Below are 12,665 nucleotides of genomic sequence, written 5' to 3'. Positions count from 1 at the left end.
CAACCAGGGAGTTTGGTCATGAGCGAGTTAACCCAACAGCACTGCGTGGCGTGCCGTAAAGACGCGCCAAAGGTAACCAGCGACGAGAAGCAAACGCTGCATAAGGACATCCCAGACTGGAAGATTGTTGAGACCGATGGGGAAGAGCAGCTGCACAAAGTGTTCAAGCTCAAGAACTTCGCCCAGGCCCAGGCCTTCACCAACAAAGTGGGTGACCTGGCCGAGGCGGAAGACCATCACCCCGCCATATTGCTGGAATACGGCAAGGTGACCGTCAGCTGGTGGACCCATGCCATCGGCGGCCTGCATCGCAACGATTTCATCATGGCGGCGAAGACCGACGCGGCTTATCGCGACATGTAACCATCTGCGGTGGCGGAGCCGAGCCTCCGCCACATAACCCTTTCCCCCAGCCATCAGCAACAGGACGAGCCATGGTTGAAGACCGCAGCGATAGCCCGCTTACACTGAAGTTTGGCCACGAAGAGCTGATCATTCGCCGCCGGTACGAAGTGATCAGTATCGTGAACGATTTCTTTATCGCTATCTGGTTTTTGGTTGGCAGTATCCTGTTTCTTTTCCCCGAGTATGAAAAAGCGGCCATCTGGCTATTTATCATCGGCAGCTTTCAGTTTCTGATACGCCCCACCATCCGGTTGGTTAGCCATATCCACGTCAAGCGGATTCCTGCAAGCCACTGGGACAACTAGACCGCATCATCGATGGGGCTACGCACGCCAAAGCCACCTTTGCGCACCACGTGGGTGTAGATTTCGGTGGTACGTACATCGGCATGACCCAGCAGTTTCTGAATGGTGCGGATGTCATAACCGGCCTCAAGCAGACGAGTAGCAAAGCTGTGCCGCAACGCGTGGCTGTTCGCCTGCTTGTAAACGCCCGCTTCGCTGATGGCGGCACCAATGGCTCGCTGGACACTTCGATCCAGCAGGTGGTGCCGGCGGAGCACATCACTACGCGGATCCTTGGATAATTTTGTGGCGGGAAACACATACTGCCATGCCGGTTCCCGACCTGCGCTGGGGTATTTTCGATCTAAAGCCGTGGGCATATAGACCTCACCGAGACCTTGAGCAAGATCTTTCCTGTGCTGGGCCAGACAGCTTTCCATCTGCAACGTCAGTGGTTCAATCAGTGAGTCTGGGAGCAGGGTGGTTCTGTCTTTGTTGCCTTTGCCGCTGCGAACGATGATTTGCTGCATTCCGAAATCCACGTCTTTTACCCGCAACCTCAAGGCCTCGTTGATTCGAAGCCCCGCACCGTACATCAGCCGGGCGACTAGCTGGGCTTCACCGTGCAGGTGACCAATCACCGCCCGGGCTTCATCGTGAGTGAACACCGTAGGTAACCGCCGAGGCTTGCGCGCCATCTCAAACGACAGCTCCTCCAGCGGCTGCTGAAGGAATTCCCGAAACAGGAAAACAATGGCGTTCAAAGCCGTGCGCTGGGTACTCACACTGTTATTACGCTGTACCGCAAGGTGGGACAAAAACTTCTCTACGTCTTCTGCGGAACAGGTGGACGGATGCTTCATGCCATGAAAGCGGATGAAGCGCCTGATCCAATGACAGTAAGTTTGTTCGGTTTTGTAGGCCATATTCCGGCTGCGGATAAGCACCCGAAGCTGATCCATGAAGCGGGTAGGGTTATCCGGCAGTTTTGGTGGTACATCCAAAATCATGCGCACAGCCTCCATACTGTTCTTATATACAGTATTTTAAGACTGAATTCAAAGAATGCCACGGTAAAAAGCGGAGATATACGACAACTGTCGCAAAACTTCGTAAATTCCGCCCCATCTGGCTTACAACTCTATGAAAGGTATGGAATAGTCAGTGAATAACGAAAACAGATAAACGAATGGGTACGCTTGGGAAAATCCGACAATTGACGCTTATTTCCAGGCTAGCTTGTTTTTAGAATTCGTAGTTTTCTGAAAATAAAAGAATTTATGGTGGGTAATGTCTGGACCGCGCGGAAATAAGCGCGTTCGTGATATACGTCATTTGTCGTTGAATTAGCTGTTAGATTTAAAGATGATCAGGCTACGATAAGGAGGCGTTGATCCGATGTGGTTGTCCTTGGAAGTTGCTTCAAAGCTGTATCACTGGGCAAATATCGGTTTGATTGCGTCTCTAGTCGGAGGGGCTGTCTCCACAGTCTTTGTCGTCTGGATGGGTAATATAAAAGAGGAATACTTGAACCGGGATTTGGGTGCAGCTCAAGAGCGCTCCACGCTTCTTGAAAGTCAAATCACGGAATCTCAAAAAGCTATTTCAGAAGCGAATGCGCGAGCAGCGGAAGCTAAGCTTGAACTGGAAAGGCTGAAAGCTCCCCGCATTTTGGATGAAAGCCAAAGACAGGCTCTGGTAGAAGCGACAAAGGCGTTTGTTAACCAAGAATACTGTGCCCTTCTGCCACCCGCCGGTTTAGACACAGAATCGTTTTGGGCGATTCTCAACAAGACGCTGTCAGATGCTGGCTGGAAAAGAGTCGATCCTCCCGGTCTTGTTGTTGGAGAGCCGCCTGCGGGCGTCGCAATTAACGCTCCGCCAGGGGTTTTCCTCGGTGTCGCACCAAGTCAAAAAGATAGAATAGGAGCTGCAGCAGTTGCACTGGCTAAAGCTCTAAACGATGTTGGAATTATGGCCGAGGCCGGTCTAGATAACGAAGCGGAAAAGAAGCCTGGGGTAATCAGGATTGTCATTGGCCTCAAACCACGATAATGAAGGTCTAAAATCTAACAAAAGCGGTCAAGGGACGCTCCTGACGTCGCGCCCCTGCCGCTGGCGTTATCACACAAGGAAGTGCATCAATGAAGCAAACGGGTAGTTGTCTCTGCGGAGGCATCCAATACGAAATCAACGGTCCACTGACCGATGTGCTGAACTGTCACTGCTCAATGTGCCGGAAGCTACATGCTTCAGCGTTCAGAACCCGAGCCAAGGTAAAGTCCTCTGACTGGCATACCGTTCATGGTCAGGAGTTGATGAAGTTCTACGAATCTTCTCCAGGTGAGCATAAGGGCTTTTGTTCAAACTGCGGTTCCAGCCTTTACACAAGATTCGATGCAAACCCTGATATTTATGGTTTTCCCTTTGGAACACTCGATACCGACCCAGGAGTAAAAGCCGAGCGCCACGTGTTCGTTGCCAGCAGGGCTCCTTGGTTCGAGATTACGGACGATCTGCCTCAGAATGCGGAGTATGACTGAGACAGTGATAACAAGCCGCGTCACTCGGACGGCCTTGTCAGGCCGCCGGTGCGCTCAGCGTTATACACAAGGAGTAGTCACGGAAAATGGCAAGGAAGCGTGGCCAAGGTGGGCCAATCGAGTCAAGGTTGATAAGTCTCTTTGCATCTCTGTTTTTTTCGGTCCCGACCGCAGCCTTCATCTGGCCTGGGGTTAATAAAGAGCTCTCGTTTTGGGGCGGCTTTCTCAGCAGTACCTATCTGGTCGCCTGTATCATCGTCTTTGCTGTGCTGGCATTGCTGCTCCCGCAACTGTTTCCATCTATTCTCGGGGGCATCTGGCGTGGCATTGTCAGGATTGAACGTTGGTGGGGCTGGTAGCCTTATGTATAACAAGGCAATTAAATACGTTCCGGCCTACGGCCTCCACCGGACGCCCTTTTCAGTGCGCCGTTTATTGCAGCGTTAATGGCCAAGGCCACGGAAGGATTCAGGCAGTAGAGCAGGGAGTTGCTTTCAAATTATCACGTAAGTTCAACCCTTCTCCCCGCAAAACACTGCAAAATCCGAGAGTTTCGTGTTCTGGTTCCTCGCGTCATGGGCTAGGGTCAGTGCAAGCTGTTTGGTAAAGGGCATTCGGGTTCGGGTGCCAGGAACGAACCGCCGGGTAACCGGCCATTAACAAGCCACTGTAGTACGCGGCCGATGGCCGCCGGACGCCCTTTTCATTTCGGCTTCGCCTCCATTACAAGGTCGCCGCTAAGCTCAGCGTTAAAGCTGGAAAGCCGAGTCGTGGCACCAGATACCCATCCGTGTCAAAACTGAACGATACGCGAACGAGAGGTTTCTTCTATGAATCTCCAGAAAATTGAAGACGAGGCGCTCCACCTTCCCAAAGAGGAGCGAGCCCAATTGATCCAGCGACTGGTATTGAGTCTGGAGTCTCCCTCAGAAGAAGAACTCAGGTCCGATTGGTTGCTTGAGGCCCGCCGTAGAGGCGAAGAGCTAGATAATGGTTCAGTTCAGGCCGTGTCCGGTGAAGATGTCATGAGGAAGGCTAGAGCACTGATCAAATGAACTATTCTTTTCACCCGGCAGCGGAAGCCGAGTTCCTGGAGTCAGTTGGTTATTACGAATCAAAAGTTCCGGGATTGGGTGGTGCCTTCATAGAGGAATTTGAGGCCCTGGCCAATTTAGTTGGCGAGTCACCAAAAGCCTGGCAAGTTGAGTTGCAGCCAGATATTCGTAGAGCGCCCCCTCACAGATTTCCGCTATCCATCGTTTACCGAGAGAAACCTGACGGTTTTCAAGTTCTGGCGGTTGCCCACGACCGGCGACGTCCGCAGTACTGGCTTGGCAGGCTTTAACAAGCGGCTGCACAGCGACCGTTTTTCCGCCGCTTCGCGGCTCTAAACCGGCGCGTGAGCCGGGAGTTATGACCACAAGGAAGTCGAGTGAAGAAGAAGGTTTATCTGTCCATTTTTGCCAGCCTAATTTTGGCAGTGTTTGTCAGCGCCGCAGGCGGAAGTTATGGGCGAGCACTGACAGAGCACGTTAATAAAGAGGCTATTGAATTAGCGTTAGATGGCAGGTCCATATCAGATCTTTCCCGAGAAGAGGGCAATGCATTGAGGCGCTCTCCGGAATTTTTGGACCGCTTGGTCGCAGCTAAGGAAGAGGTATCTGACCAGTACTGGTGGTATTTCGCCGCGAACCTCCCCATCCAAATTTTACTAATGCTCGTCATTTGCTTGGTTTGCGGAAAATTTGTAATTCATACGGTGACTAAGCATGCGAGGCCATAACCAGGCGGTCAACCGGACGCCAAAAGCGTGGCGCTTTTGGTTCCCTCCGCTACGCTCCGGCGCCGGTTACCTCAGCGTTAAATGCCTATGATCGATCACGATAAATTCCGGACCTTGGTCAAGCAACTCTATGCCACGGTCAATGAGTTGGAGACCATGTTCCCGGGCAGGCACTTCACCCCGGATGGTCACATGGTTGGCAGTCTGGGTGAGTGCATCGTGGCCGACGCCTATAATTTGGAGCTGAAGATAGCTTCCAACAAAGGCTATGACGCTGTCACCGAAACCGGCTTGGAAGTTGAGATCAAAGCTACGCAATCCAAATCTGTAGCATTCCGGAGCCAGCCGCAGCATACGATCATCATCAAGATCTTGCGTGACGGAACATTCGAAGAAATTTATAACGGGCCAGGAGCCCTTGTTTGGGATCAGTTCACAGGTAAACGGCTACCGAGTAATGGCCAGTTTCAAATCTCTCTCAACAAGCTCCGGCAACTCAATCAAACAGTGGCTCAGTCGGACCGTGTGCCCAGGGCCATTTAACAAGGCGCATCAGTACGCGGCCGGTGGCCGCCGGACGTCCCTGACGGGTCGCCGCTGTGCTTCGCGTTAAGCGAGTCTAAGAATGAACCGAAAGAAAATCGCAGAAAAACTTGTAAGGTATTCGGTGCTTGGTTCATCGACGTGGGTCTGCTTTCAGCTGATTCTGATGTTTGGCGTAGAGAAAAAGTCATTTTTCCAAATGTTCGCCGATATCTTAGGTGGGGGAACCGCTGGTGCTCTCGCTGGTTTGGCATTTTTCGTGGTGTTTGGAGCTATAGGTTGGGTATCGGGAGCAATCTATGGAGCGCTTGGTCTATTTTCGCTCATGCTGGGAGGGGCGCTAGGCGGTTTAGGGCTTGGTTCGTTAGTGCACATTTTCAGAAACCCGGATCAATACAACTTCAATTGGTTGGTAATTCTTCCCGGGGTTTTTATTTCCTATTTTGTGGTCCGGTGGGTAACTCGTAAGGCTATGGAGCTTTACCATCAATATGGTCCTTCGATAGTAAACCATTTCCTAAAAAAGGATGAGGAGCCAGATCCCGCTTAACAAAGCAATGCAGTCGACGTCTTACTCTGTGCATCTTTTACACGGTCGCTGCGCTCCCATTTTCGTGCAAAAGGCACACAATGTAAGCCGCGGCTGATTGCGGCGTTATCGAAATAGAGGAGTCAACTTTGAAAATTTCTATCAAGAACCGTTCTGACATTTTTACTTATGATATTACTAACGCTGACGACAGAGGGTACGACAACACTCCTCCAGAGGTTGTTTCCGGCGAATATCATGTAAATCTCAATGCTATCTCAAGCCTCAAATTTCACGACAACTTCGATTTTTTCTTTCGTGGCCCCGAACCAACTCCTGAGCTTGGGGGCTGTAAAAAAGCTATTGTCCTTTCGTTTGCTGACAAGCATGAGGTTATTGCCTTCGAAGAGAGTGCAGTCGGTGAGTACCAAAGGTTCAAGAGAGAGCTGGAAAGCTTGTTTGACGAAAAGGTCCCCGAGAATAAAACGTTGGTGATTGAAGACGCAGACTAATTCGATAACAAGTCGCGTAAGGCGGACGGCTTTCAGCCGCCGCTTCGCTCAGCGTTAGCTGGGTAGTGCTTCGGTCTTTTGGGTGGCTTGGTGCCCATTCCGACAAATCCGCCAGAGGTTTGGTAGCTCGGTTTGTCAGCGGCGTTCTACTGAGATTGGGTGTTCACCTTGTGGGGCAGTCCACCGAAAATTCGGTTGCGCTCTGCTACTCTGAAGTTCAGGTTCATTCACCGCAACAAAGGCGGTGGTATTAATCACCGTGCATCAGCGAGTGGCGGTGCCAGGGCAGCGGAGCATGCCGTCGAATTGTTAGCCAGGGATTGGTCTTCTTCGTTACCCCCAGCTAACCAGGCAATCAAATTCGTTCCGGCCTACGGCCTCCACCGGACGCCCTTGTCAGGGCGCCGTTTATTGCAGCGTTAAATGTAAGTAGCGAATCATGGCACGGAAGCAGTTCCTAGATGGAACAATAAGGCTTGGTAATATTTCGAAAATCACTGGTTTGCGGATAACACAAATCGCAACTGGAACAGGCAGAGGTTTTCGAGTGATTGCATTACCAGGTGAAGAAATTGTTTACTGGTCGCTCTGGCGTGGAAAAGTAAACCGGTTCGCTATTAAGCAGGCGGAAGAGCTGAACGTCCCCGTCGATTTTGACCCAGACCTTTATGGGCAGTCCCTGAAGTTTAAATATCGCTATGAGCCTAACGAGTACATTTTTGGCGGGCTTTTTTGTGTGGCGACTGCTGGCCTGTTACATGGAGATGCTGACATCTCAAATGCAGTGGTTGCGTCGTTCATTGGGTTGGGCCTCTTTCAGTTCGTGCAAGCATACAGGGCAAAAACAGCCCTCAAAAACCTTTAACAAGTCGCAGCAGTACGCGGCCGATGGCCGCCGGACGCCCTTTACGTGGCTCCTTCGTCGCCACTCCAAGGTCGCCGCTGTGCTCAGCGTTAATGGCCAAGGCCACTGAAGGATTCAGGCAGTAGAGCAGGGAGTTGCTTTCAAATGTTCACGTCCGTTCAACTCTTCTCCCCGCAAAACACTGCAAAATCTGCGAGTTTCGTGTTCTGGTTCCTCGCGCCATGGGCTAGGGTCAGTGCAAGCTATTTGGTAAAGGGCATTCGGGTTTGGGTGCCAGGGAGAAACTGCCGGGTAACCGGCCATTAACAAGCCGCTGTAGTACGCGGCCGATGGCCGCCGGACGGCCTTTTCATTGCGGCTTCGCCTCCATTACAAGGCCGCCGCTAAGCTCAGCGTTAAGCTCTATTGTTGCGTGGTGCGCAACATGCTAGCATTCCCTCATGATTAAATCATTCCGTCACAAAGGACTGAAACGGTTCTACTCGACTGGCAGCACGTCCGGCATACAGCCAGATCACGCCAAGAAGCTGCGCATGCAGCTGGCTGCTCTGGATACGGCGACTTCAGTGGAAGACATGGATATCCCTGGTTTTCGGCTTCATCCACTGAAGGGCAAAGACAAAGGCCGGTGGTCGATTAGGGTTAACGGAAATTGGCGCATGACGTTCGAATTCCAGGACGGCAACGCCTACATTCTTGATTATGAGGATTATCACTAATGACTATGCATAATCCGCCGCATCCTGGTGAATTCATTCGCGAGGTGTACCTGGAGCCTTTTGGTATCAGCTCTCGTCAGCTTGCTTCCAGTCTGGGCGTTTCACCTTCTACTTTGTCTCGGCTGCTCAAAGGGGATAGTGGCATTAGCCCTGAAATGTCTTTGCGGCTGTCCAAGGTTCTCGGGCGTACTCCTGAGAGCTGGTTGGCGATGCAAGATATGTATGACCTATGGGTGGCTCGCGGCACAGTCAATCTGGATGGTATTCATCGCCTGGACTTCGAAGCAGCTTAACCAGTGGCTGTTGTCGGACGCGCCTGCGCTGGCGCTCCGGCACGCCGCAAAGCCAGGGCGTTAGGCAAGGAGAGTGAGTTGTTCTTTCGTGCTCTGAACAAGGCATTGGAGAAGCCGGCCCCTGAGCGTATTACGCTTAGCTCGCCAGGGGCAATGGATAACGACTTCTACTCAGTCAAACTGGAAGATACTGAGTCAAACACACGCATATTGATCCGGAAACGTAAAAAGGCCGGGTACGAGGCGTTGGTTTGGAAAGGTGAGGAGTCCGGGAAGGAGAAAACCCTTTCAGAAGAGGATATTGACCCAGCAAAATTTGATCTGAGAATAGAGCACTATTACCAAGGGTACCAGTTCGACTATACCGACCCCGGTAAATTTCTGCTGATGGATCTTGCCTGTTGGCACAAAATTGTTAAGTACCGAGACCGGGTAAGCCAATCCTTATACAACAAAAAGCGCCTGGTTCGTGAAGAGAGAATGGAACTTCTTCGTCATCTCGTAGAACGTAAAATCGATAACCCACGAGATGAGATATATCCGCTTATGCTGGCAGTGCAGAAATATTCGCGTAAGTGGCTCTATCATCCAGATAAAGATAAGCACAAAGCCCACCTTGAACTTGTACTTGAATCATTTGTGGATTCCGGAGAGCTGACTAAGAAAGGTACGAACTATGTCGTGACCGGTAAAGCTCTGGTTACCCTCTCGGAATTCGAGCTGAACGTTCAGCGCCACCAAGATCAGATCAAAACGGCCAAGGTAGGTAATCGATTAACTTGGGCAATCGTCTTTGTGGGTATAGCAGGGATCTTGTCTCAAGCGTGGATGTGGGCTATCGAACAAGGGGTAGTCTGATGCCTAACCAGTGCAGGCACGGCGACGCCCACTACATTGCGCCTTCGGCTCCATTCCGTGGGCGCGCATGCTGCAAGCGTTAAATCAGTAGTGGTACCGAAGCTGAGCAATGAGCAAAGCGTCATCCGTGACCTTGTAAACGATGCGGTGTTCTTCGTTAATTCGGCGGGACCAGTAACCAGCGAGGCTGTGTTTGAGGGGTTCCGGTTTGCCCACTCCATCGAATGGTTCTCGTTCGGTCTCCTTGATGAGCTTGTTGATTCGGTTCAGAATTTTTTTGTCGGTTTTCTGCCAGTACAGATAGTCTTCCCAGGCGTTCTCGGAGAAGATGAGTTTCATTCAAGAAGTTCCTTTTCCTGACCACCGCCTTGCTCAAGCTCGGCAACAGATTCCAGCAAACGACGGGCGTTTTTGGGTGCGCGCAGAAGGTATGCGGTCTCTTGCAATGCCTCGTAGTCCTCAAGAGAGATCATTACCACGGATTGCGACTTGCTCCGGGTGATGATCACAGGAGAATGGTCTTCACAGACCTGCTCCATGGTTTTTGCTAGATTGGTTCTAGCGGCTGTGTAGCTAATTGCATCCATAATGCTGCTCCTGTACAGGATATTGTTCGTGTGCAGAATAGCGTACATGTAAGGATTTAACAATCGGCTGCACAGCGACCGCTTTTCCGCATACTAACGCTTGACGTTAATAACGCACTGCGTCATCATTTCCCTATGATCATATCGTTCAAGTGTAGGGATACCGAGAAGCTGGCAAGTGGACGCCGCGTCAGACGCTTCGTCAATTTTGAGCGAGTTGCCTTGAGGAAAATTCGGCAACTCCAAGCTGCAAGTCAGTTGGATGATCTTAAAGTACCGCCCGGGAATATGTTGGAGCCATTGCATGGTAACCGCCAAGGTCAGCACAGCATTCGAATCAACAGGCAGTTCCGGGTTTGCTTCCGTTGGACCAAAGCTGGTGCGGAAGATGTCGAAATTGTTGATTACCAGTAGGAGGTAACTCATGCGCAACATTGAAGCCGTAACGCCAGGCGAGTTACTGAAGGAAGAGTTCCTCGAGCCGATGGGTATTTCTCAATACCGCTTGGCTAAAGAGATTGGGGTGCCTGCTCAGAGGATCGGCCAGATTATTGCGGGAAAGCGTTCGATAACCGCAGACACGGACCTGCGACTCTGTCGTTTCTTTGGTTTGTCCAATGGCTACTGGTTGCGAGCTCAGGCAGCCTACGACACTGAGATTGCGGAAGATGCGCTAGAGGATCAGCTGAAGAATATTCGTCCGTGGAATGCTGTATCCGAAATCGGGCACAGGGCATAACAATCGGCTGCACAGCGACCGATTTTCCGCCGCTTCGCGGCTCCAAACCGGCGCGTGCGCCGGGCGTTAAATGCCGGTGATAGCGAGGTCCAGAGCTCCAACAATCTGGTCTCTGAAATGTGAGAGAGAGCCAATAGGGCTCTTGAGATGTTTTTCAGGCACGGAGGAAATTTGCGGAGTTAACAGCAACAGCTCTTGATCGGCAAAACTGATTTCGGGAGTGAGGCCTTGCATGGCTTCGCCACCGAAGGCAGAACGTTTGCCCAAAGGGATAACAATGCGAGTTGCCAAATCGCTCAGAAGGCTGCTTTGAATATCCACAAGGTAAGGATAGTGAGCCTTGCTGATTTTGCTCGGGTTGGGGTACACATCGAACTGTGCCATCAGAACTCCCGGAATTCGTCGCCGAAGCATCCATGTTGTTCGACGAAATCGTTGTAGCTTTTTATCGCAGCGCGATTATCTTCAACCCATTGTGCGGCTTCGCGTTTCGAAAGCTCTTCTTTCAGGGCTCGTTCCAGGGTGGCAGACAAGTTAATGTTCAGTTCCCGAGTTTTACGCAGAAGATCGCTATTGATTGAGAGATTCGCTGCTTTTTTGGGGGCGGCTGAGTTATAGAGTTCGGCCATGAGGGCCTCCCAGAAGATATCGAATACAAAGTTTGATCTTATGCGCATAGCCATGCGCATGCAAGCATTTAACCTATGGCTGTTGTCGGGCGTGCTTACGCTGGCGCTCCGTCACGCCGCAAAGCCAAGGCGTTAATGGCCAAGGCCTCGGAAGAATTCAGGCATTAGAGCAGGGAGTTGCTCTCAATTGATCGCGTCAGTTCAACGTTTCTCCCCGCAAGACACTGCAAAATCTTTTAGTTTTGTTTTCTGGTTTCTTTCGCCATAGGCTAGGCTGGGTGCAAGCTACATCTCCGCAATTTACGCATGCAACTTTGTGATTATTGGGGGATGTGCTGCGACGCACTACAGCAGGCATTGGACTGCAGAGTGATATGGCACAACGGAACTATTCCTTAAACGGTTTGCACAAAGTCGTGTGCAGGTTGTCTTTAGCTGGCCGAGGCAACCTCGAACAAGCGACGACCTATCCCGATCGATCACTGGGGGGATGATCCAATGAGAATAGGCCTGCTGATCATCGCAGCATTCTGGGTCCTTCCAGTCTCGTCCCAAACGCTTCAGATTATGGGGTCGGACCAGGGCTTTGTGCCGTTTTATTACGGTAACAACCTTAATAAGGGCATTCTGGTCGAGGTGATCAATGAGTTCACCATCAAGACCGATATCGAAGCCGATTTCCGCCCAATGGCGCGCAAACGCCATGCCTGGGCCTTGGAACAAGGACTAGCTAACGCGGTTTTCGCCAACCCGCGGTGGATGCCGCTGCCGGATCGGATGCACGCCGTCGGACCGGTATTAACCTGGCGTGACCGCGTGTTCGCGCAACCTGAACGTCAACCGGACTCCTTCGATGGCCTAAAGGGCAGCATCTGTCTGCGCCGATGGTTTGTCTACAGTGATCGACTCGAGCGGCGGATCGGCACGGATCTGGTCCGCCATGACGCGTACAATGCCCAACAGATGCTGGGCATGTTTCTGCGCAAACGGTGCGATTACATTGTCATGAACGAAATGGAGTTCCAATTTTTTGCATTGTTGGCGGAAGTCGATTCGGACCGTTACAGCACGCCGCTGATCGATGCCGAATGGCCGGTCTATCTTGGTATCCTCAAAACCGAATCGGTTCTGATTGAGGCTGCGGAAGCTTTTTTCGCTACCCACAAGGTTGACGTGGAGGCCATGCTATCCGAATTGCCGCCGCCGGACCGGCACATCTCGATTCAGCCGGACAAGTAGGAGAGCTGGCGGCCAAAGATCGATTTGCCAGGCACCTAAACAGTTTGATCAGTGGTATGAGTGGCGGTGCCGATAGTCGGGTTGGTTTGGGAGATTCTGGTGGCGAATTCTTTACTGATTGAACTTAACAAGTGGGT

The 12,665-nt window shown here is 51.5% G+C and carries 22 protein-coding genes; 17 read left to right on the top strand and 5 right to left on the bottom strand.

What is annotated here, in order from left to right; genetic code table 11:
* Positions 1–18 precede the first annotated feature (18 nt).
* Positions 19–363, top strand: coding sequence for a 4a-hydroxytetrahydrobiopterin dehydratase (locus FGO67_RS12980; protein WP_203301059.1), 345 nt, complete (start codon positions 19–21; stop codon positions 361–363).
* A gap of 71 nt (positions 364–434) precedes the next feature.
* Positions 435–710 carry a YrhK family protein gene (locus FGO67_RS12975; RefSeq protein ID WP_203301058.1) on the top strand — a complete coding sequence of 92 codons (276 nt, stop codon included), beginning with the start codon at positions 435–437 and terminating at the stop codon, positions 708–710.
* On the opposite strand, the gene FGO67_RS12970 is transcribed toward FGO67_RS12975, so the two are convergent.
* Positions 707–1,699: an integron integrase gene (locus tag FGO67_RS12970; protein ID WP_203301057.1), complete on the bottom strand. Its 993-nt coding sequence runs from the start codon at positions 1,697–1,699 to the stop codon at positions 707–709. The two genes, FGO67_RS12975 and FGO67_RS12970, sit on opposite strands and share 4 nt — an antisense overlap.
* A 388-nt stretch (positions 1,700–2,087) precedes the next feature.
* Here FGO67_RS12970 and FGO67_RS12965 point away from each other — a divergent pair, with 388 nt between their 5' ends.
* The 12 genes from FGO67_RS12965 to FGO67_RS12910 all read left to right on the top strand — a co-directional run bounded on the left by FGO67_RS12965 (position 2,088) and on the right by FGO67_RS12910 (position 9,334).
* Positions 2,088–2,744, top strand: a complete 657-nt coding sequence (locus FGO67_RS12965; protein WP_203301056.1) for a hypothetical protein — start codon at positions 2,088–2,090, stop codon at positions 2,742–2,744.
* A gap of 89 nt (positions 2,745–2,833) precedes the next feature.
* Positions 2,834–3,232 (top strand): GFA family protein, encoded by a 399-nt coding sequence (locus FGO67_RS12960; RefSeq protein ID WP_203301055.1) that lies wholly within the window; start codon positions 2,834–2,836, stop codon positions 3,230–3,232.
* 830 nt (positions 3,233–4,062) lie between these two features.
* Positions 4,063–4,287 (top strand): addiction module protein, encoded by a 225-nt coding sequence (locus FGO67_RS12955; protein ID WP_075196060.1) that lies wholly within the window; start codon positions 4,063–4,065, stop codon positions 4,285–4,287.
* On the top strand, positions 4,284–4,577 hold the full coding sequence (locus FGO67_RS12950) for a type II toxin-antitoxin system RelE/ParE family toxin (RefSeq protein ID WP_203301054.1): 294 nt from the start codon (positions 4,284–4,286) through the stop codon (positions 4,575–4,577). The genes FGO67_RS12955 and FGO67_RS12950 overlap by 4 nt, the downstream gene beginning before the upstream one ends.
* An 87-nt stretch (positions 4,578–4,664) precedes the next feature.
* Positions 4,665–5,015 carry a hypothetical protein gene (locus FGO67_RS12945; protein ID WP_053114992.1) on the top strand — a complete coding sequence of 117 codons (351 nt, stop codon included), beginning with the start codon at positions 4,665–4,667 and terminating at the stop codon, positions 5,013–5,015.
* A gap of 87 nt (positions 5,016–5,102) precedes the next feature.
* Positions 5,103–5,558: a DUF6998 domain-containing protein gene (locus FGO67_RS12940; protein WP_203301053.1), complete on the top strand. Its 456-nt coding sequence runs from the start codon at positions 5,103–5,105 to the stop codon at positions 5,556–5,558.
* An 82-nt stretch (positions 5,559–5,640) separates the two neighbouring features.
* Positions 5,641–6,108: a hypothetical protein gene (locus FGO67_RS12935; RefSeq protein ID WP_203301052.1), complete on the top strand. Its 468-nt coding sequence runs from the start codon at positions 5,641–5,643 to the stop codon at positions 6,106–6,108.
* Between the two features lie 128 nt (positions 6,109–6,236).
* Complete coding sequence (locus FGO67_RS12930) at positions 6,237–6,599, top strand: hypothetical protein (RefSeq protein WP_203301051.1); 363 nt, start codon at positions 6,237–6,239, stop codon at positions 6,597–6,599.
* Between the two features lie 439 nt (positions 6,600–7,038).
* Positions 7,039–7,464 carry a hypothetical protein gene (locus FGO67_RS12925; RefSeq protein ID WP_203301050.1) on the top strand — a complete coding sequence of 142 codons (426 nt, stop codon included), beginning with the start codon at positions 7,039–7,041 and terminating at the stop codon, positions 7,462–7,464.
* A 440-nt stretch (positions 7,465–7,904) separates the two neighbouring features.
* On the top strand, positions 7,905–8,183 hold the full coding sequence (locus tag FGO67_RS12920) for a type II toxin-antitoxin system RelE/ParE family toxin (protein ID WP_203301049.1): 279 nt from the start codon (positions 7,905–7,907) through the stop codon (positions 8,181–8,183).
* Positions 8,183–8,476, top strand: a complete 294-nt coding sequence (locus FGO67_RS12915) for a HigA family addiction module antitoxin (RefSeq protein ID WP_023012140.1) — start codon at positions 8,183–8,185, stop codon at positions 8,474–8,476. The genes FGO67_RS12920 and FGO67_RS12915 overlap by 1 nt, the downstream gene beginning before the upstream one ends.
* A gap of 3 nt (positions 8,477–8,479) precedes the next feature.
* On the top strand, positions 8,480–9,334 hold the full coding sequence (locus FGO67_RS12910) for a hypothetical protein (RefSeq protein WP_203301048.1): 855 nt from the start codon (positions 8,480–8,482) through the stop codon (positions 9,332–9,334).
* An 84-nt stretch (positions 9,335–9,418) separates the two neighbouring features.
* On the opposite strand, the gene FGO67_RS12905 is transcribed toward FGO67_RS12910, so the two are convergent.
* Both FGO67_RS12905 and FGO67_RS12900 read right to left on the bottom strand, forming a co-directional pair.
* The gene (locus FGO67_RS12905; protein ID WP_203301047.1) at positions 9,419–9,673 is read right to left on the bottom strand and encodes a Txe/YoeB family addiction module toxin; all 255 of its coding nucleotides are present in this window, start codon (positions 9,671–9,673) and stop codon (positions 9,419–9,421) included.
* Positions 9,670–9,921, bottom strand: coding sequence for a type II toxin-antitoxin system Phd/YefM family antitoxin (locus tag FGO67_RS12900; RefSeq protein ID WP_012137510.1), 252 nt, complete (start codon positions 9,919–9,921; stop codon positions 9,670–9,672). Before FGO67_RS12900 ends, FGO67_RS12905 begins: the two co-directional genes overlap by 4 nt.
* A gap of 135 nt (positions 9,922–10,056) precedes the next feature.
* Here FGO67_RS12900 and FGO67_RS12895 point away from each other — a divergent pair, with 135 nt between their 5' ends.
* Together FGO67_RS12895 and FGO67_RS12890 are read left to right on the top strand one after the other, a co-directional pair.
* Positions 10,057–10,335, top strand: a complete 279-nt coding sequence (locus FGO67_RS12895) for a type II toxin-antitoxin system RelE/ParE family toxin (protein WP_203301046.1) — start codon at positions 10,057–10,059, stop codon at positions 10,333–10,335.
* 10 nt (positions 10,336–10,345) lie between these two features.
* A complete protein-coding gene (locus tag FGO67_RS12890) occupies positions 10,346–10,660 on the top strand; it encodes a HigA family addiction module antitoxin (protein WP_106670515.1) in 315 nt (104 codons plus the stop codon).
* Positions 10,661–10,726: 66 nt separating this feature from the next.
* Here the strand turns inward: FGO67_RS12890 and FGO67_RS12885 are convergent, their stop codons facing one another.
* Both FGO67_RS12885 and FGO67_RS12880 read right to left on the bottom strand, forming a co-directional pair.
* Positions 10,727–11,044 carry a CcdB family protein gene (locus FGO67_RS12885; RefSeq protein WP_203301045.1) on the bottom strand — a complete coding sequence of 106 codons (318 nt, stop codon included), beginning with the start codon at positions 11,042–11,044 and terminating at the stop codon, positions 10,727–10,729.
* Positions 11,044–11,289 (bottom strand): type II toxin-antitoxin system CcdA family antitoxin, encoded by a 246-nt coding sequence (locus FGO67_RS12880; RefSeq protein ID WP_036149681.1) that lies wholly within the window; start codon positions 11,287–11,289, stop codon positions 11,044–11,046. Before FGO67_RS12880 ends, FGO67_RS12885 begins: the two co-directional genes overlap by 1 nt.
* Before the next feature lie 498 nt (positions 11,290–11,787).
* Between FGO67_RS12880 and FGO67_RS12875 the strand changes: the two genes are divergently transcribed.
* Positions 11,788–12,528: a type 2 periplasmic-binding domain-containing protein gene (locus tag FGO67_RS12875; protein ID WP_203301044.1), complete on the top strand. Its 741-nt coding sequence runs from the start codon at positions 11,788–11,790 to the stop codon at positions 12,526–12,528.
* Positions 12,529–12,665 lie beyond the last annotated feature (137 nt).

This window comes from Marinobacter sediminum (assembly GCF_016820575.1).
Taxonomy (GTDB): domain Bacteria; phylum Pseudomonadota; class Gammaproteobacteria; order Pseudomonadales; family Oleiphilaceae; genus Marinobacter; species Marinobacter sediminum.
Note: the sequence above shows the minus strand (reverse complement) of the source record. Positions and strands in the feature narration are given on the sequence as shown.